Genomic DNA, 16,743 nt, shown 5'->3' with positions numbered 1-16,743 from the left:
TTCCATGGAAAAAACTTATCATAATTTAGCAGAAAAAATGATTCACTTGGTCACTACAGATGGCTTGCGGGTCTTCCTGAATCCACGACCAAGTTATCACAGGGCCTTTGCCAGTCTGACGACCCGTTTTGGTGCCTTGACCCAGTCTTTTCAGGTTGATGGCGGAAAGGAACAAAGGATTCCGGCGGGAACCGCACATTTTCTAGAGCACAAAATGTTCGACAAGGCCGACGGGGATGTTTTAAACCGCTTTAGTGCTTTGGGAGCAGATGCAAATGCCTTTACGAATAATCAGCAAACTTCCTACACCTTTTCGACTAGCCAGCGTTTTCCGGAAGCCTTGACACTTTTGTTAGAATTCGTTCAGCAGCCTTACTTTACCGAGGCTAAAGTTAAACGTGAAGTCGGCATCATCGCCGAAGAAATTCGCATGTACGCCGACAATCCAGAATGGCAATTATATCAGGGTTTACTCGCTACCATTTATCCGAATTCGGCACTTGCCACCGACATTGCGGGCAGTGTCGCCAGCATTCAGACGATTAGCCCAGCCTTGCTCTATGATCTTCACCAAGCCTTTTATCAGCCCGACCATTTAACTCTGACAGTTTCGGGTAATTTTAATCCCGCAGAAGCTTGGTCCTTAATTCAAACGGTTCAGGCAAAGCTCAAACGCCAAAAGGTTAGGGTGCAAGCCAGTTCAAATGCTCCGCAAGCCAACCAAGGCCTTGATGCGAGTCGTTCCATGGGCCTAAACCAAGTTAAAACTGCTTGGGGCCTACGGCTACCAGCGTTTGTCGAAATGAAGACAGTACGTAGTCAAAGAATTATTGCCGTGGATTTGCTACTAGACTTATTATTTGGCGAACAAACCGATTGGTATCAAAGCCTATATGAAGCCGGAATTTTGGATTTAGACTTTGATTATGAGTATAGCCTGCAGCCAAATTATCAATTTATTACTTTCTTTTCGGAAAGTAAGTTTAGTGAAAAATTACGCCAGGCCATCCAAGAGCGCCTATTGCACTATGCTGAAGTATTGCAAAAGGGCCGTAAAGAATTTGAAAGCTTAAAGGTGGCGAGTCTTGGTGAAAGTATACAATCACTTAATTCCTTGGAAGAGGTTGCGACTGGCGGGGATGAAAGCTTGTGTGGGGCAACGCTCTTTGATAAAATTGAAATGATAAGAAACGTTCAATACGATCAAATCGTCGAATTAGCGCAACATCTTTTTAAGGATACACATTTAATCCAATATCAATTAACAAATTAGGCGGGAAATCATGGCGGAAATTTTAACAGAAGCAGTATGCGAGCAATTAAAGGCAGCTCGTAAGGCAAAGGGTTGGTCAATTGAAGATTTAAGTCGCGAGACTAAGATTCAACCGAGCTATATCAAGGCAATTGAAGAAGGACGAGAAGATGACTTACCTGGTAAGTTTTACGCCCGTGCCTTTGCCCGTCAGTATGCTGAAGTCGTTGGTCTGGACCCCGAAGAAGTTTTGGGTGAAGCCGACGAAAAGCCTTTGACGACTGGTGACCTTTCATACGCTCACCGTGACGATGACGGTATCGTTCGTGCCGGTGTGGACCGCGCACAATCCGTGAAAACGCGTTTGATGGGCTGGGTGCCTCGAATCTGGATTGCCATTGGTGTTTTGGCCGTCATCATTATTATTTGGGCCGTCTACACTGGTTTGTCTAAGAACAATGATTCTAGCCAATCACAAAATGATTTGCAGGTAACTTCATCGTCTGTGCCACGTTCGTCATCATCTTCTTCATCTTCATCAAAGAAGAATCAGATTAACCTGGGTAAGCCAACTACCAACACGCAACAGTTAACGACGACCTACACACTTGGCGGCCAGTTAGCTAAGAGCCACAAGCTGGTTATCAAGGGTAATGGCACCAACGTTAAGGTTAACGATGCCACGAGCAAGGTTTTGTTGAACGAAATGGTCAACAATAACACTGAAAAGACCATTGAAATTCCAGCAAATACTGCTGCTGTTAACGTTCAGTTCTCAGCTGTTTCGAAGGCGACTGTAACACTTGATGGTCAGCATGTTGACGTTCCTAATTTGCCAACGAACCCTGCGGCCACAACTTGGAACATTCTCTTCAACTTTAATAAGTAAGTGAGGTTAACATGAACTTACCCAATCGTTTAACTGTCTTTCGAATCTTCTTGATTCCAATCTTCATGCTCTTGTTGTCCGTGCCACACGCTTGGCCGGTCTATATCATAGCACCGGGTGAAAGCTTGCCTTTGAATTGGATTATTGCTGCCATCGTCTTTGCGGTTGCTTCAATTACCGATTTCCTGGATGGCAAGATTGCCCGTTCCCGTGGCCTCGTCACGAATTTTGGAAAGTTTGCTGATCCACTAGCCGACAAGCTCTTGGTGATGACGGCTTTGATTTATCTGACAGCTTTTGGGGTCGTGCCGGCTTGGATGACTTCTGTCATTGTTATTCGTGAATTGGCCGTGACCGGTTTGCGTACTCTTATCGTGGAAAACAACGGTAAGGTTCTAGCGGCCGCCATGCCGGGTAAGATTAAGACTTTCTCGCAAATGTTTGCCATTGTCTTCTTGTACTTGCACAATTGGCCCTTTAACTTAATGGGATTTGCCATCGGTGACATTCTCTTGTGGATTGCAGTAATCTTCACCATCTACTCTGGTTTCGATTACTTCTGGCAAAACCGCGATGTTTTCTCAGATGGCATGTAAAAAATAAGCGCCTTGGGCGCTTTTTTCGTACAATCAATTGGAAAGTAAAATAAGCGAACAAATGTTCGAAAAAGCCTTGCTTTTCAAAAAATAAACAGGTAAACTATGCTGTAGATTATAAGGAGTTAGCTCAATATGGTAGCAAAGAAAACAAGCCAGAGTAAGCAAGACGGCCGTCGCGCTGCTTTGGATGACGCGCTTAAGCGCATTGAAAAGAATTTTGGTAAAGGGGCAATTATGACCCTTGGCGATAACGCCACTACCCAAATCGCCACGAGTCCATCGGGATCAGTTAAGCTTGATATTGCCTTAGGTGTTGGTGGTTATCCAAAGGGCCGTATTGTTGAAGTCTATGGGCCAGAATCTTCTGGTAAGACGACGATTGCCTTGCACGCCGTTGCTGAAATTCAAAAGCATGGTGGTACCGCCGCTTATATCGATGCTGAAAACGCTTTGGATGTAAAGTATGCTGAAGCGCTAGGCGTTAATAAGGATGAACTTTTGCTTTCTCAGCCGGATACTGGCGAACAAGGTTTGGAAATCGCGGATGCTTTGGTTAATTCTGGAGCCGTTGACATGATTGTTGTCGATTCCGTTGCTGCCCTGGTTCCCCGTGTCGAAATTGAAGGGGAAATGGGTGACGCCCACGTTGGTTTGCAGGCTCGTTTGATGAGTCAAGCACTACGTAAGTTGGCCGGTACTTTGAACCGTACGGGAACGATTGCCATCTTTATCAACCAGATTCGTGAAAAGGTTGGGGTGATGTTTGGTAATCCCGAAACCACTCCTGGTGGTCGTGCTTTGAAGTTCTACTCGACTGTTCGTTTGGAAGTTCGTCGTTCGACTCAGATTAAGGACGGATCCGACGTCATGGGTAACTTGACGAAGGTCAAGGTCGTTAAGAATAAGGTCGCCCCACCATTTAAGGTTGCCGAAGTTGATATCATGTACGGTAAGGGAATTTCACAAACTGGTGAAATTTTGGATTTGGCCGTCGATCAGGATATCGTCGATAAGGCTGGTGCCTGGTACGCCTACGAAGGCGAACGAATTGGACAGGGTCGTGAAAAGGCCAAGGAATATTTGGACGATCCCGAACATGCTCAGATGCGTGCTGAACTATACCGAAAGGTCCGTGTTGCATACGGAATTGCCGAAGATGGTGATGAAGAGGCTGAAGCCCCTAAGGATTCGGAAGCCAAGGCAGACGATAATAAAAGTAAAAATCAAGATTTAGACCTCGGTGATTCAGATGATGGATTAACCGATGAACCAATCATTTAAGATTAGACCAAAGAGTAGCCATATTGGCTGCTTTTTTTTGTTACAATATACATGTTTCAATTATGTATTTTATTTTTCACGGTTTCTTGTAAACCGAATTAATGATTGATTTTGGGAGCTTTTCATGAAAAAATCTCGCCGCGGTTCAACCACATTAATGGTCATTTGCTTGGCCATTATTGCCTTGCTAAGCCTTGCTTATGTCAACCGTGATAAATCCTCGTCGGGCACTTCGATTACGGCTGTTGGCTCAACTGCTCTGCAGCCCTTAGTTGAAGCAGCTGGCGAAGAGTATGCCAAGGCTAACCCTGGCATTTTCGTTAACGTCCAAGGTGGCGGAACGGGAACTGGCTTAAGCCAAGTTGCCCAGGGTGCCGTTAATCTTGGTAACTCGGATATGTTTGCCGAGGAGAAGAAGGGGATTAATTCGAAGGACTTGGTCGACCATCAAGTCGCTGTCGTCGGCATTACCCCAATTATCAATCCACAGGTCGGCGTCAAAGACCTGACCCTTACACAATTAAGTGATATTTTCACTGGTAAAATCAAGAATTGGCGCGAAGTTGGCGGTCCTGATCAAGAGATCGTTGTCATTAACCGTGCTTCCGGATCCGGAACCCGTGCTGCTTTTGAGAAGTGGGCCATGGACGGCAAGCAAAGTGTTGAGGCACAAGAACAAGATTCTTCCGGAATGGTTCGTTCGATTGTTTCAACTACTCCAGGTGCCATTTCTTATGTGGCCTTTGCCTACCAGGATAAGACCGTAAGCACACCGAAGATTGACGGTGTCACGCCTAACGATGAGAACGTTAAGAACGGTAAGTACAAGATTTGGTCTTACGAGCATATCTATACGCTAGGTAAGCCCCAGGCTGATGTGCAGAAGTTCTTGGACTACCTCAACAGTAAGCATATTCAGGGCACCTTGGTCAAAAAACTGGGGTACATTCCAATCAATGATATGCAGATTAAGCGTTCTTTGTCTGGAAAAATCAGTGCGAACTAATCCAGTAAGGGAGAAATAATGGATAGTATCACTAAAAAAATTATGCAACGCTCCGAGTCAACCAAGCGGGACCGCCGTGGAAAGATTATTTCTTTCTCAGCCCTCGCCTTGATTGCCGGCATTGTGATTTTGATTTTTGCCTTTGTTATGAGCCGCGGAATGGCGACCTTCCTCGAAAATAAAGTATCCTTTACGGACTTTATGTTTGGAACGACTTGGAACCCTTCCGTTGTTAATCCTCATACCCACCAACCTTATGTTGGTGCCTTGCCCATGATTTTGGGTTCTTTCTTAGTAACCTTTCTGGCAGCCATTGTGGCGACGCCTTTTGCGATTGGAACGGCCCTCTTTATGACCGAAATCGCTCAAAAGCGCGGTGCTAAAATTATGCAACCGGTTATTGAACTCTTGGTCGGAATTCCTTCCGTTGTTTACGGTTTTATCGGACTGAACGTGATTGTGCCCTTTATGCGTGATACGGTCGGTGGGTCTGGTTTTGGAATTTTGTCGGGAACCATCGTGCTCTTCGTCATGATTTTACCCACGGTGACTTCGATGACGGTCGATACGCTTAAGTCTGTTCCTCGTCACTATCGAGAATCAGCCTTGGCCATCGGTGCGACCCGTTGGCAGATGATCTACAAGGTGGTTTTGCGAGCTGCTACGCCGGGAATTTTAACGGCGATTGTCTTTGGAATGGCCCGTGCCTTCGGTGAAGCTTTGGCCGTGCAAATGGTTATTGGAAACGCGGCCTTGATGCCAACTTCTTTGACCACACCTGCTTCAACCTTGACTTCAGTCTTGACCATGGGAATTGGTAACACGGTCATGGGCTCACTGCAAAACAACGTTTTGTGGACCCTTGCCATGATCTTGTTGCTCATGTCTTTGATTTTCAACCTCTTGATTCGTTTAATTGGACGTAAAGGAGAGCTAAAGTAATGAATCCAAAAACTGCTGATAAAGTGGCAACAATTACCATTTATGCCATTGCTGGCTTGGTAGCGACGATTCTGTTTGCTATGTTGGCCTACATTCTGGTCCGTGGTTTGCCTCAGCTTTCCTGGCATTTCTTGACTGCACCTGCGCGTTCCTTTGAAGCGGGTGGAGGAATCGGTATTCAACTGTTTAATTCCTTCTACCTCTTGGTTTTGGCCATGTTGATTTCTTTCCCAATTGCCTTGGGTGCTGCCATCTACTTGAACGAATATGCCAAGCAAAATGTTTGGACCAACATCGTTCGTACGGCGATTGAAATTCTATCATCCTTGCCTTCCGTTGTTGTTGGACTCTTTGGCTTCTTACTCTTGGTTGTCAAGTTCAAGATTGGTTTCTCGATTTTGTCGGGAGCCATTGCCTTGACCATTTTCAACTTGCCACTTTTGACTCGTTCAATTGAAACTTCCCTAAACCAAATTCCAAACTTACAACGTGAAGCGGGTGCTGCTTTAGGCCTTTCTCGTTGGGAAACGGTCTTGCACGTTGTCCTACCGGCTTCTGTGCCTTCGATTGTAACGGGGGTCGTTTTGTCAGCCGGCCGTGTCTTCGGTGAAGCTGCCGCTTTGATTTTCACGGCGGGGCAATCCGCGCCGGCCTTGAACTTTGGCGATTGGAATCCTTTCAATATTTCATCCCCGCTGAGCCCCATGCGTCCTGCTGAAGCTTTAGCAGTTCACATTTGGAAGATTAATTCGGAAGGAATTATGCCGGATTTGTCCGCTGTCTCAGCTGGTTCTTCTGCCGTCTTGATTATCGTGGTCTTAATCTTTAACTTCTCCGCTCGTAAATTGGGCATGAAGTTGTTTAAGAAGTTAACGAGTTCGTGAGGTTCGATAAAATGACCAATCCTAACATTGATTTAAAGCCAGTTTCGGAGTTTATTCCAGAAGAAGCGCCTAAACGACACATCATTGAAATGAGTCCCGACAAGCATGAAGTGGCCATCTCAACTGAAGGTTTGCAAGTGCGCTATGGCGACAAGCTTTCCTTGTCAGAAGGGGACTTACGCTTTGAACGTTATAAAATCACTTCACTGATTGGAGCCTCTGGTTCTGGTAAGTCAACCTTCCTCCGTTCGCTTAACCGCATGAACGATGGTGTGGCGACTGTCTCGGGAAAGATTATGTACCGTGGCTTGGACATCAATTCTAAGAATATCGATGTCTACGAAATGCGCCGTCATATCGGTATGGTTTTCCAGCGACCTAATCCCTTTGCGAAGTCCATTTACGACAACATTACTTTTGCTTTAACCCAGCGTGGCAAATACACGCGTGAACAACTGGATGAAATCGTGGAAACAAGCTTGAAGCAGGCTGCCCTGTGGGACCAGGTGAAAGATGAGCTGAACAAGTCAGCACTGGCTCTTTCAGGTGGCCAGGCCCAGCGATTGGTGATTGCCCGTGCCTTGGCTTTGAAGCCCGATATTCTTCTGTTGGATGAACCATCATCGGCTTTGGATCCAATCTCTTCAGCGCAGTTTGAAGATACGCTCTTGGAACTTAAGAAGTACTATACGATTATTATCGTCACGCACAATATGCAGCAAGCTGCTCGTATTAGTGATTACACGGCCTTCTTCCACATGGGAAAGGTCATTGAATACGACTTAACTCGAAAGATTTTTACTCGACCTAAGGTTCAGTTAACCAACGATTATATTTCAGGTAACTTTGGATGATCAATCAAGCAGATAAAATCTTAATAACCCGCGATGTACGCCTCTGGTACGGTCAAAAAGAAGCTTTACACGGCATTGACCTGGATTTCCCTAAAAAGGGGATTACGGCCTTAATTGGGCCCTCTGGTTCCGGTAAGTCGACCTACTTGCGCGCGCTAAACCGCATGCACGATTTGGAAGATAACGTTACCGTGACAGGTTCCTTTAACTTCAACGGCTCCGATATCTATGCGCCGACAACCGACACGGTTGATCTCCGTAAGAAAATCGGCATGGTCTTTCAACAGCCCAATCCCTTTCCATTTTCAATCTATGACAACGTTGTCTTCGGTTTGCGTTTGGCAGGGGTAAAGGACCGCAAGGTTTTGGATCAGGCCATGGAAGAATCCTTGAAGGCTGCCTCTATCTGGGAGGAAGTCAAAGACGACTTGCAAAAGTCAGCACTCGGTTTGTCTGGTGGACAGCAACAGCGTGTTTCAATCGCACGTGTCTTGGCCACGCAGCCCGAACTCTTGCTTCTGGATGAACCAACTTCAGCCTTGGATCCCGTTTCCAGCCACAACATCGAAGAGACTTTGATGAACTTGCATGACCAATATGCCATGATCATTGTGACTCATTCGATGTCGCAGGCTTCTCGAATTTCAGACCGAACGGCCTTCTTCTTGAATGGTTCCTTGATTGAAGTTGATGACACCCGTAAGATTTTCATTGATCCTAGCCAAAAGGAAACCCAAGATTACATTTCTGGCCGTTTCGGTTAAAATGGTTTAAACAAGAAAGGATGCCCATATGCGACGTTTATTTGATGAAGAACTAGCAGATTTAGATTCTTCCTTTACGGAAATGGGGAAGTTAGTTTCCCAGACAATTCAAGAAGCGGTACAATCCTTCATTAAACACGATCGTGAAGGTGCTCGTAAGATTATTGATCACGACTACAAGATCAATGAACGTGAAGCAGCCATTGAAAAGAAATCTTTTGAAATGATTGCCCTTTACCAGCCCGTTACGACGGACTTGCGTGAAATCGTGACGATTTTGAAGGCGGTTTCAGTGCTGGAACGCATGGGTGATCAGGCCCGTAACATTGCCACTTCTACGATTCGTGTGAAGGGTACAAAGCACATGAAGGACGTTGAAGCGCAACTCGGTAAGATGGGGGAGTTGGTTGCCCAAATGGTGTCAGAAGTCATGGACTATTATGTTCAAAACGATGCCCTGGGTGCTGAAGCCATTGCTGCTAAAAACCACCAGCTTTCAGATGCCGCTGCCAAGGTTCGAACGGATTCCGTTAACGGCATGAAGGAAGATCCAGAATTGGTTGATTCAGCAGCCGACTACTTGGTGATTGCCGGTTACATTAAGCGTACCGGTGACTACACAACCGATATCGCGGAATGGATCGTTTATAAGCGGACCGGTAAAATTATCGAACTAAATCCTGGTTATAATTACTTTATCTAAGCAAAAAGGCCGTCAGGCCTTTTTTACTTGCCTTAATTTTTTACCCCTTAGCGGTAATTTGATATAATAAAGCTATTGGGAGGACGCGGTTTCGACCGTTATCCTGAAAGCCGGAGGATTGCATGTTACGCTTTATTACGAACGTTGCATTGAACTTAGCCGTTTTCTTAGCATGTGCCATGCTTTTTCCTAGCGGCTTTCATTTAGAGAATATGGGAGCAGCCGCAGTGGCTGCCTTGGTTTTAGCCGTCTTAAATGTTGTGCTAAAGCCAATTTTACTGTTGTTATCATTACCGCTTGTCATCGTAACGATGGGGATTTTCTTGATTGTTGTCAATACAATCCTGCTGGAAATCACCGCCCACTTAGTTGGTGGCTTCGCCTTTTCATCATTTTGGTGGGCGATGCTCGTTGCCATTATTTTGGCGGTAGTGAGTTTTATTTTTTCTGATCGTAAACAAGTCAAAATCGAAAGAGAGTAAGATGGGACAAAAAGTCGTAACGGTTAAAGATCTAGTAGCTAACACACGTTTGCAAATTGTGACTGGGCAAGAATACCTGGACCGTCCCATCTCGACGGCGGATATTAGTCGCCCCGGTTTGGAAATGACTGGTTATTTCAACTACTACGCTCCTGAACGAGTTCAGTTGTTGGGAATTACGGAAACTTCATTTTCAACGCGTATGCAACACGATGAATTGTTGATGGTTTATCGCAAGATGGCCGACAAGCGCACGCCTGCCTTTGTCGTTTCAACAGATTTGCCTATCAGTGACGAACTGAAGGAAGCCGCCGCAGATGCTAAGATTCCAATCTTGACCACCTCTTTGACTTCTTCACAGATTTTGTCCAACATGACCTACTACCTTGGGGGTCAATTGGCACCCCGTCAAAGCGTCCACGGCGTTTTGATTGATGTTCACGGTATGGGGGTTTTGATTACCGGGGATGCCGGAATCGGCAAAACCGAATCTGCCCTTGAGCTGATTCAACAGGGTAAAGCTCGCTTGGTTGCCGATGACCGTGTTGATATTCACCAAGAAGATGAAGAGCGTTTGATTGGGGAACCTTCAACCGTTCTTCGCAACATGATGGAAGTCCGTGGGGTTGGTATCATTGATGTCCAGCAAGTCTACGGAGCAGTTTCTGTCCGTTCACACGCTTCCATCCGAATTAACATCCACTTATCTAATGGGAAAATCGGTGAAGAGAACTTTGATCGTTTAGGTAACGAAAACGACTCAATCGAGATTCTAGGCGTTAAGCTCAAGCGCATGGTTGTTCCCGTTACGCCTGGTCGTAACACGGCTTCTGTCATTGATGCCGCCGCCGTTAAGTTTAGGACGACCAACATGGGCTTTGACGCCTTGGAAACCCTAAATAAGCGCATGGATCAAGAAATCGCCAAGAACGAAAAGATTGACGAAGAAAACAAGGAAAATCATGACTAAAGTAGCAGTGCTAGGAGCTGGTTCTTGGGGAACTGCGCTAGCGAATAATATCGCCGCCAACAATGTCGAGGTGACGATTTGGTCTCACCGCGCTGAACAAGCCGCTGAGATCAACCAAAAACACACCAATGCTCATTACCTGCCTAAGGCTAAGTTGCATGAAGCCTTGAAGGCAACAGCAGACATGGCTACCGCTGTGAACGATGCTGACATTGTTTTGATGGTTGTCCCCACCAAGGCAGTTCGTCAGGTCGCTCAAGAGCTTGCCAGGTTATTGGATCAACGGGAAACGCCCGTTGTCTTGGCTCATGCTACTAAGGGCTTGGAAAGTGGCACGCACAAGCGGATTTCGCAGATGATTGCTGAAGAAATTCCTGCCAAAGACTATAGCGGTTTGGCCGTTATTTCCGGCCCATCGCATGCCGAAGACGTTGTGGCCCATGATTTAACTGCCGTTTCAATTGGTTCGACCGACTTAGCAGCGGCACAAGCCCTACAAAAGGTTTTGGCCAATGATCATTTCCGGCCTTATACCAATGACGACTTGCTTGGTTCAGAACTTGGCGGGGCTTTGAAGAATATCATTGCCATCGGTTCCGGAATCTTGGTCGGGAAAGGCTACGGTGTTAACGCCCAAGCGGCCTTGTTGACCCGTGGTTTGGTTGAAATGCGCCGGGTTGGAAAAGCCATGGGCGCGCAAGCCGAAACTTTCTTGGGGCTTGCCGGCTTAGGTGATTTGATTGTGACGGGGATGTCACCCAACTCACGTAACTACCGGGCTGGTCGTTCCTTAGGACAGGGCCAGGACTTGGCTAGTGTACAAGCTGATATGGGCATGGTGATTGAAGGCGTGAATACAACGCAAGCCGTTTACGACTTTGCTCAAAAAGAGGGCTTGGCCATTCCGCTCACGACAGCGATTTACCAAGTACTTTATCAAGGGGCTAACATCGACTCTGAGATTGAAACTTTGATGACACGACCATTAAAAAACGAATAAATTCTGATTTAAGAAAGTAGAGAAAAATGAAACCTGTACGTAAAGCGATTATTCCTGCGGCTGGTTTAGGAACTCGTTTCCTACCTGCTACCAAGGCCTTGGCCAAGGAAATGCTTCCTATCGTGGATACGCCCACGATTGAATATATTGTCCGTGAAGCAATGGCTTCCGGTATTGAAGATATTGTGATTGTTGACGGAAAGTCAAAGCGCTCAATTGAAGACCATTTCGATTCAAACCCTGAATTGGAAGATTCGTTGCGCGAAAAGAACAAGTTGGAATTGTTGAAGTTGATTGAAGAAACCACTGACATCAACCCTTACTTTATCCGCCAATCTCGTCCACGCGGATTGGGTGATGCTGTTTTGACTGCCAAGGACTTCATCGGGGACGAACCCTTTGTGGTCTTGTTAGGGGATGACTTGATGGAAGATCAAGTCCCTTTGACCAAGCAGTTGATTCAACGCTATAACGAAACCGGCGAATCAACTTTGGCCGTCATGAAGGTGCCACACAACCAAGTTTCTTCATACGGTGTGATTGATCCCGCTTCAAAGGTTAAGGAAGACGGTTTGTACCGGGTTAAGTCCTTCGTTGAAAAGCCAGCGCCTGAAGATGCACCATCTGATTTGGCCATCATTGGTCGTTACTTGTTGACGCCTGAAATCTTCGAAGAATTGGAAAAGACGAAGCCAGGTAAGGGTGGCGAAATCCAGTTAACGGATGCCATCGATTCCTTGAATGACCGTCAACATGTTTACGCCCACGAATTTAAGGGTGAACGTCATGATATCGGTTCAAAGATTGGCTTCTTGGAAACCAACATTGAGTTTGGTTTGCGTCATCCACAAGTTAAGGATGAACTCCGCGCCTACATCAAGGAACTTGCAGCAAAGCTTTAATTAAAGAGCGGTATATACCGCTCTTTTTATTATGTACTGCAAATTGGACAAATAATGGTCTAGCGGGTAGAATAGTCTTTACACGAGGAGGAGTTATGACTGATATTAAGAATTATGATGTAGTGATTATTGGTGCTGGTCCTGCCGGAATGACGGCAGCGACTTACGCCTCACGTGCTGATTTATCAGTCGTTATGATTGATCAGGGCGTCTATGGCGGCCAGATGAATAACACTGCTGAAATCGAAAATTACCCCGGTTTTGAAAGCGTTATGGGACCGGATTTATCAGAAAAAATGTATGCTTCTTCAACTCGATTCGGAGCTGAATATGCCTTTGGTACAGTTCAAAAAATTGAAGTTTTGGATAATCAGGAAAAGTTGATCAAGACGGATTCAGGTGATTATCAGGCCAAGGCCGTCATCATTGCGACCGGTTCAGAACACACGCACTTGGGTGTTCCCGGCGAGGAAGACTACCAGGGCAAGGGTGTTTCCTACTGTGCCGTTTGTGATGGGGCTTTCTTTAAGGGTGAAAATGTTGTTGTCGTTGGTGGTGGTGATTCCGCCATCGAAGAAGGGGTTTACCTTTCCAACGTCGTTGACCGCGTGACGGTTGTCCACCGCCGTGACACCTTAAATGCCCAGCCAATCTTGCAGGAACGTGCCAAGAAGGCGAAGAACATCGATTTCATTTGGAATACTGAAGTCCACGCCATTAAGGGAAACGGAGATGAAGTTCAAGAGGTTGAACTTTATAACCGTGACACGAAGGAGTCCTCAAGTTTTAAGACAGCCGGTGTCTTCATTTACATCGGTTTGAAGCCTAATACCGAAGCCTTCCTTGATCTTGGTATCACGGATGACAAGGGCTGGATTATTACCAATGACAAGATGGCAACGAGTTTGCCAGGTGTTTATGCCGTTGGAGATGTCCGCCAAAAGGAACTTCGTCAAATCACCACAGCAGTCGGCGATGGCGGCTTGGCCGGTCAAGAGGCTTACAACTACATCGCTTCATTATAATAGTGTAGAATATGAACAAGTAGATGATGCTACTTGTTTTTTGTTAAGGAGAAAAAGATGCCAATTCAACTAGTCGGAATTTCATTCTAATCGCTGAATGGAATTGAAATAATTTGGTTCCATTCTTGTTTACTTAGGAATGGAGAACTGAAATGAAAGAAAAAAATATACGTAACTTTGCCATTATTTCCCATATTGACCACGGAAAATCAACTTTGTCCGATCGCTTAATGGAAATCATGGGAACTGTTAATCAACGTGAGTCAGCGCCACAGCTTTTAGATTCATTAGCTGTTGAACAAGAACATGGCGTAACGGTTAAAGCGCGAACGGTTCAAAATATTTACGAGGGTTCTAACGGTGAAAAATATCAATTGAATCTGATTGATACCCCGGGACACGTAGATTTTAATTATGAAGTTAGCAAGAGTTTGGCTGCCACGGATGGCGTTTTACTTTTGGTTGATGCGACCCAAGGTGTGCAAGCACAAACGGTTGCCAATTGGCGTTTAGCGCATGATTTGGGATTGCCCATGCTGCCTGTCATCAACAAGGTTGATTCACCAAATGCAAAGATTCCCGAGGTTAAGCAGGAACTGCTGGATTTGGATGCTTCTTTGTCACAAAGGCCTTTTTATGAGGTATCCGCCAAAACGGGTCAAGGTGTGGCTGCTTTGATTGAAGGAATTGTTAAATACTTACCGGCGCCGAAGGGAGACGAAAACGCTCCGCTCAAGGCATTGGTTTATGATTCAGAGTTTGATCCCTATTTAGGTGTCATTGTGCAGGTTCGGATTTTTGATGGTAAGTTAAATAAAAATTCTAAATTGGAACTGATGGCTTCTAATCGAATCTTTAAAGTGAAGGAAATTGGCGTTTACCAGCCTGCAAGATTGCCTGTTAAAGAGCTGGTAGCTGGCGAAGTAGGATACTTGATAACCGGCATTAAGGAAACCGCTGATGTAGGGGTAGGTGACACTATTACGACGGTTGCCGACGGAATCAAGCAAGCTTTACCAGGTTTTGAAAAGCAGCAACCTTTGGTTTATGCTGGATTCTTTCCACAAGATGATTATCAACTCTTGAAGGAAGCACTGCAGAAGATTGCTTTGAATGATAGTTCTTTGGCGATTAGCGAGGAAAATTCAACCGCAATGGGTCCCGGATTTCGAATCGGCTTTCTGGGGATTTTCCATTTAAAAATTATTCAAGAACGGTTGGAAGAGGAATACGGCTTAAAAGTAACCGTTACTTCGCCCAACGTACCCTATAAAGTGCGCTTGCAAGACTCACAAGAAACTAAAATCATCACGAATCCAGCTCATTTTCCGAGCTTTGAAAAAATAGAAAGCATTGCCGAACCAATGATGACAGCCGTCATTGATAGTCCAGCCGAAAATCTTGATCGTGTGATGCAGCTGGCCGAACAATATCGGGGGACTTTTCAAGACATGGATAATGAAGGCAATCGAGTGCGTATCAACTATCGTTTGCCCTTAGCTGAAATTGCCTATGATTTTTACAATCAGTTAAAATCAATTTCGCATGGTTATGCTTCGCTTCAAACAAAACCGGATGGTTATGAAGTCAGCGATTTAGTTAAAGTCGAGATCCACATTAATTATGCTAAGGTAGATGCCTTAAGCTTCATTACTCATCGTTCTAAAGCCGCTGTTTTAACGCAAAAACTGGTTCATGAATTAAAGATGACGATACCTAGGCGTCTTTATCCGATGCCAGTTCAGGCAGTCGTGGAAGGGAAGGTGCTAGCTCGTATTGATGTGCCACCGCTTCGTAAGAATGCTGCAGTTAATGGCGAGCAGCATAGTATTTCAAAGAAGCAAGCCTTATTAAGGCGTCAAAACGTCAACAAACGAACCGCGGCACATTCTGACATTGAATTGCCGCAAGCCGTTTTTAACACGCTTTTAGCATTAAAGGATTAATAGAAATTTTAGAAGGGCATCGATTAAAATCGATGCCTTTTTTATGTATACAAAAAAGCACCGCCAATTGGCAGTGCTCTTTCTTTTGAAAAAGACAGATTACTTAACGATTTCGCAGAATTCAACGATTTCGGCATCTGGTCCCATGATATTAAAGAACTTAATACCCTTGTCCCAGAATGGCAAGTGTTGAACTTCAGAATCGATAACATCGAATCCAGCAGCCTTAGCTTCCTTGAAGGCAGCGTCAGCATCGGTCGTGTTCATTGAGATGTGATTAATTGCACCTGGCTTACCAGTTGCAGTTTCATCATGCCAAGTTTCAATGGTCAAGTGACCGCGGTTCATGAAGATAACTTCGTTTGAAGGGAAGTCACCAATCTTCTTGAAACCAAGTGATTCCCAGAACTTTTCGGCCTTAGCCAAGTCCTTAGTAGGAATACCGATGTGTTGTACATCATCAAAATAATCAGTAAATGCCATGATTTAACGTCCTTTCTAAGACAATCAATACATTAATTAAATTTCAGTTGAAGCGGTAATACCTTGGTGCTTCAACTTAGGGAAGATGTGCTTATCTCCCCAACCAGTGATACTTCCTTGGAAGAGGAAGGCGAAAATCGTTCCTAGACCGTATTGGCTGAAATCAGGGTACTTAATTAAGGCGATAACACCAATGATGGTAGGTGGGATGTAAGAAACCCACATCGCAATTCCAGCATTACCCTTGAAGTACTTGAAGCGCAAGATTTGCATCAAATCATCGGCAGGGTGCAAGACAACGTTAGCACGCTGGTAGATGGAAATGGCAACCGCAATCAAGGAAACCCCGAAGAAGTTCAACAATACATACAAGATAGTCATGGGAATACCATGTGCATCCGGCATAATTTTGTTGAAGGCGTCTGAGAACATTCCAATCAATGCTGAGAATGGAAGCATAAAGGCAATGTTTCCAAAGAACTTCCACCAGTTGACTTTACGATCCAAAATCATGTTCAAGATGGCAATCAAAACACCAACAACGAAGAAGACTACACTGAGGCCAAATGACGTATTTCCCATGAAGGAAACATTCCAACCGTTTTCGGCTGCAGTCCAGTAGGCTGAACCAAGAAACTTAGGGAAAATCTTCTGACTAGTAGCAATCGTCAAGACGTTTCCCATTGAATTGATCACAAGGGAAAAGGCGAAGTAAGCAAGGGCAGTACCCCAACTTATCGTACGGTTACTCTTTTGCATAA

At 45.2% G+C, this 16,743-nt stretch carries 18 protein-coding genes; 16 read left to right on the top strand and 2 right to left on the bottom strand.

The window, feature by feature from the left end:
* Nucleotides 1-4 precede the first annotated feature (4 nt).
* From yfmH to lepA, 16 genes are all read left to right on the top strand, one after another.
* Entirely contained in the window at nt 5-1,273 is a 1,269-nt protein-coding gene (yfmH, locus tag ABSY64_RS04145; RefSeq protein WP_349641808.1) for an EF-P 5-aminopentanol modification-associated protein YfmH, read from the top strand.
* A 10-nt stretch (nt 1,274-1,283) separates the two neighbouring features.
* Complete coding sequence (locus ABSY64_RS04140; RefSeq protein WP_349641807.1) at nt 1,284-2,141, top strand: helix-turn-helix domain-containing protein; 858 nt, start codon at nt 1,284-1,286, stop codon at nt 2,139-2,141.
* Nucleotides 2,142-2,152: 11 nt separating this feature from the next.
* A complete protein-coding gene (pgsA, locus tag ABSY64_RS04135; RefSeq protein ID WP_349641806.1) occupies nt 2,153-2,737 on the top strand; it encodes a CDP-diacylglycerol--glycerol-3-phosphate 3-phosphatidyltransferase in 585 nt (194 codons plus the stop codon).
* 135 nt (nt 2,738-2,872) lie between these two features.
* Complete coding sequence (gene recA, locus ABSY64_RS04130) at nt 2,873-4,021, top strand: recombinase RecA (protein ID WP_349641805.1); 1,149 nt, start codon at nt 2,873-2,875, stop codon at nt 4,019-4,021.
* A gap of 124 nt (nt 4,022-4,145) precedes the next feature.
* A complete protein-coding gene (locus ABSY64_RS04125; RefSeq protein ID WP_349641804.1) occupies nt 4,146-5,027 on the top strand; it encodes a phosphate ABC transporter substrate-binding protein PstS family protein in 882 nt (293 codons plus the stop codon).
* Between the two features lie 18 nt (nt 5,028-5,045).
* Nucleotides 5,046-5,969, top strand: a complete 924-nt coding sequence (pstC, locus tag ABSY64_RS04120; protein ID WP_349641803.1) for a phosphate ABC transporter permease subunit PstC — start codon at nt 5,046-5,048, stop codon at nt 5,967-5,969.
* On the top strand, nt 5,969-6,853 hold the full coding sequence (gene pstA / locus ABSY64_RS04115; RefSeq protein ID WP_349641802.1) for a phosphate ABC transporter permease PstA: 885 nt from the start codon (nt 5,969-5,971) through the stop codon (nt 6,851-6,853). The genes pstC and pstA overlap by 1 nt, the downstream gene beginning before the upstream one ends.
* An 11-nt stretch (nt 6,854-6,864) precedes the next feature.
* Nucleotides 6,865-7,707 (top strand): phosphate ABC transporter ATP-binding protein PstB, encoded by an 843-nt coding sequence (gene pstB, locus ABSY64_RS04110; protein WP_349641801.1) that lies wholly within the window; start codon nt 6,865-6,867, stop codon nt 7,705-7,707.
* Entirely contained in the window at nt 7,704-8,471 is a 768-nt protein-coding gene (pstB, locus tag ABSY64_RS04105) for a phosphate ABC transporter ATP-binding protein PstB (RefSeq protein WP_349641800.1), read from the top strand. Before pstB (ABSY64_RS04110) ends, pstB (ABSY64_RS04105) begins: the two co-directional genes overlap by 4 nt.
* 28 nt (nt 8,472-8,499) lie before the next feature.
* Entirely contained in the window at nt 8,500-9,174 is a 675-nt protein-coding gene (gene phoU, locus ABSY64_RS04100; RefSeq protein WP_349641799.1) for a phosphate signaling complex protein PhoU, read from the top strand.
* Between the two features lie 122 nt (nt 9,175-9,296).
* Entirely contained in the window at nt 9,297-9,656 is a 360-nt protein-coding gene (locus ABSY64_RS04095) for a phage holin family protein (RefSeq protein ID WP_349641798.1), read from the top strand.
* Between the two features lies 1 nt (nt 9,657).
* Nucleotides 9,658-10,626 (top strand): HPr(Ser) kinase/phosphatase, encoded by a 969-nt coding sequence (hprK, locus tag ABSY64_RS04090; protein WP_349641797.1) that lies wholly within the window; start codon nt 9,658-9,660, stop codon nt 10,624-10,626.
* Nucleotides 10,619-11,626: an NAD(P)H-dependent glycerol-3-phosphate dehydrogenase gene (locus ABSY64_RS04085; protein WP_349641796.1), complete on the top strand. Its 1,008-nt coding sequence runs from the start codon at nt 10,619-10,621 to the stop codon at nt 11,624-11,626. Before hprK ends, ABSY64_RS04085 begins: the two co-directional genes overlap by 8 nt.
* A 26-nt stretch (nt 11,627-11,652) precedes the next feature.
* Nucleotides 11,653-12,528, top strand: coding sequence for a UTP--glucose-1-phosphate uridylyltransferase GalU (gene galU / locus ABSY64_RS04080; RefSeq protein ID WP_349641795.1), 876 nt, complete (start codon nt 11,653-11,655; stop codon nt 12,526-12,528).
* A gap of 95 nt (nt 12,529-12,623) precedes the next feature.
* Entirely contained in the window at nt 12,624-13,553 is a 930-nt protein-coding gene (gene trxB, locus ABSY64_RS04075) for a thioredoxin-disulfide reductase (RefSeq protein ID WP_349641794.1), read from the top strand.
* A 152-nt stretch (nt 13,554-13,705) separates the two neighbouring features.
* On the top strand, nt 13,706-15,499 hold the full coding sequence (gene lepA / locus ABSY64_RS04070; RefSeq protein WP_349641793.1) for a translation elongation factor 4: 1,794 nt from the start codon (nt 13,706-13,708) through the stop codon (nt 15,497-15,499).
* 99 nt (nt 15,500-15,598) lie between these two features.
* Here lepA and ABSY64_RS04065 read toward each other — a convergent pair whose 3' ends face one another.
* Together ABSY64_RS04065 and ABSY64_RS04060 are read right to left on the bottom strand one after the other, a co-directional pair.
* On the bottom strand, nt 15,599-15,982 hold the full coding sequence (locus ABSY64_RS04065; protein WP_349641792.1) for a VOC family protein: 384 nt from the start codon (nt 15,980-15,982) through the stop codon (nt 15,599-15,601).
* Nucleotides 15,983-16,018: 36 nt separating this feature from the next.
* A complete protein-coding gene (locus ABSY64_RS04060; protein ID WP_349641791.1) occupies nt 16,019-16,741 on the bottom strand; it encodes a DUF6198 family protein in 723 nt (240 codons plus the stop codon).
* Nucleotides 16,742-16,743 lie beyond the last annotated feature (2 nt).

Source organism: Eupransor demetentiae (assembly GCF_963930865.1).
Lineage (GTDB): Bacteria > Bacillota > Bacilli > Lactobacillales > Lactobacillaceae > Eupransor > Eupransor demetentiae.
The sequence above is the reverse complement of the archived record's forward strand: the minus strand, read 5'-3'. Positions and strand labels throughout refer to the sequence as shown.

What these genes read in the sequence shown, in the direction of transcription:
- hprK (WP_349641797.1), top strand. Translation starts at nt 9,658, where the DNA reads ATGGGACAAAAAGTCGTAACGGTTAAAGATCTAGTAGCTAACACACGT.
- ABSY64_RS04095 (WP_349641798.1), top strand. Translation starts at nt 9,297, where the DNA reads ATGTTACGCTTTATTACGAACGTTGCATTGAACTTAGCCGTTTTCTTA.
- ABSY64_RS04065 (WP_349641792.1), bottom strand. Translation starts at nt 15,982, where the DNA reads ATGGCATTTACTGATTATTTTGATGATGTACAACACATCGGTATTCCT.
- trxB (WP_349641794.1), top strand. Translation starts at nt 12,624, where the DNA reads ATGACTGATATTAAGAATTATGATGTAGTGATTATTGGTGCTGGTCCT.
- ABSY64_RS04125 (WP_349641804.1), top strand. Translation starts at nt 4,146, where the DNA reads ATGAAAAAATCTCGCCGCGGTTCAACCACATTAATGGTCATTTGCTTG.
- pstA (WP_349641802.1), top strand. Translation starts at nt 5,969, where the DNA reads ATGAATCCAAAAACTGCTGATAAAGTGGCAACAATTACCATTTATGCC.
- recA (WP_349641805.1), top strand. Translation starts at nt 2,873, where the DNA reads ATGGTAGCAAAGAAAACAAGCCAGAGTAAGCAAGACGGCCGTCGCGCT.
- lepA (WP_349641793.1), top strand. Translation starts at nt 13,706, where the DNA reads ATGAAAGAAAAAAATATACGTAACTTTGCCATTATTTCCCATATTGAC.
- galU (WP_349641795.1), top strand. Translation starts at nt 11,653, where the DNA reads ATGAAACCTGTACGTAAAGCGATTATTCCTGCGGCTGGTTTAGGAACT.
- pstB (WP_349641801.1), top strand. Translation starts at nt 6,865, where the DNA reads ATGACCAATCCTAACATTGATTTAAAGCCAGTTTCGGAGTTTATTCCA.
- ABSY64_RS04085 (WP_349641796.1), top strand. Translation starts at nt 10,619, where the DNA reads ATGACTAAAGTAGCAGTGCTAGGAGCTGGTTCTTGGGGAACTGCGCTA.
- pstB (WP_349641800.1), top strand. Translation starts at nt 7,704, where the DNA reads ATGATCAATCAAGCAGATAAAATCTTAATAACCCGCGATGTACGCCTC.
- ABSY64_RS04140 (WP_349641807.1), top strand. Translation starts at nt 1,284, where the DNA reads ATGGCGGAAATTTTAACAGAAGCAGTATGCGAGCAATTAAAGGCAGCT.
- yfmH (WP_349641808.1), top strand. Translation starts at nt 5, where the DNA reads ATGGAAAAAACTTATCATAATTTAGCAGAAAAAATGATTCACTTGGTC.
- pgsA (WP_349641806.1), top strand. Translation starts at nt 2,153, where the DNA reads ATGAACTTACCCAATCGTTTAACTGTCTTTCGAATCTTCTTGATTCCA.
- phoU (WP_349641799.1), top strand. Translation starts at nt 8,500, where the DNA reads ATGCGACGTTTATTTGATGAAGAACTAGCAGATTTAGATTCTTCCTTT.
- ABSY64_RS04060 (WP_349641791.1), bottom strand. Translation starts at nt 16,741, where the DNA reads ATGCAAAAGAGTAACCGTACGATAAGTTGGGGTACTGCCCTTGCTTAC.
- pstC (WP_349641803.1), top strand. Translation starts at nt 5,046, where the DNA reads ATGGATAGTATCACTAAAAAAATTATGCAACGCTCCGAGTCAACCAAG.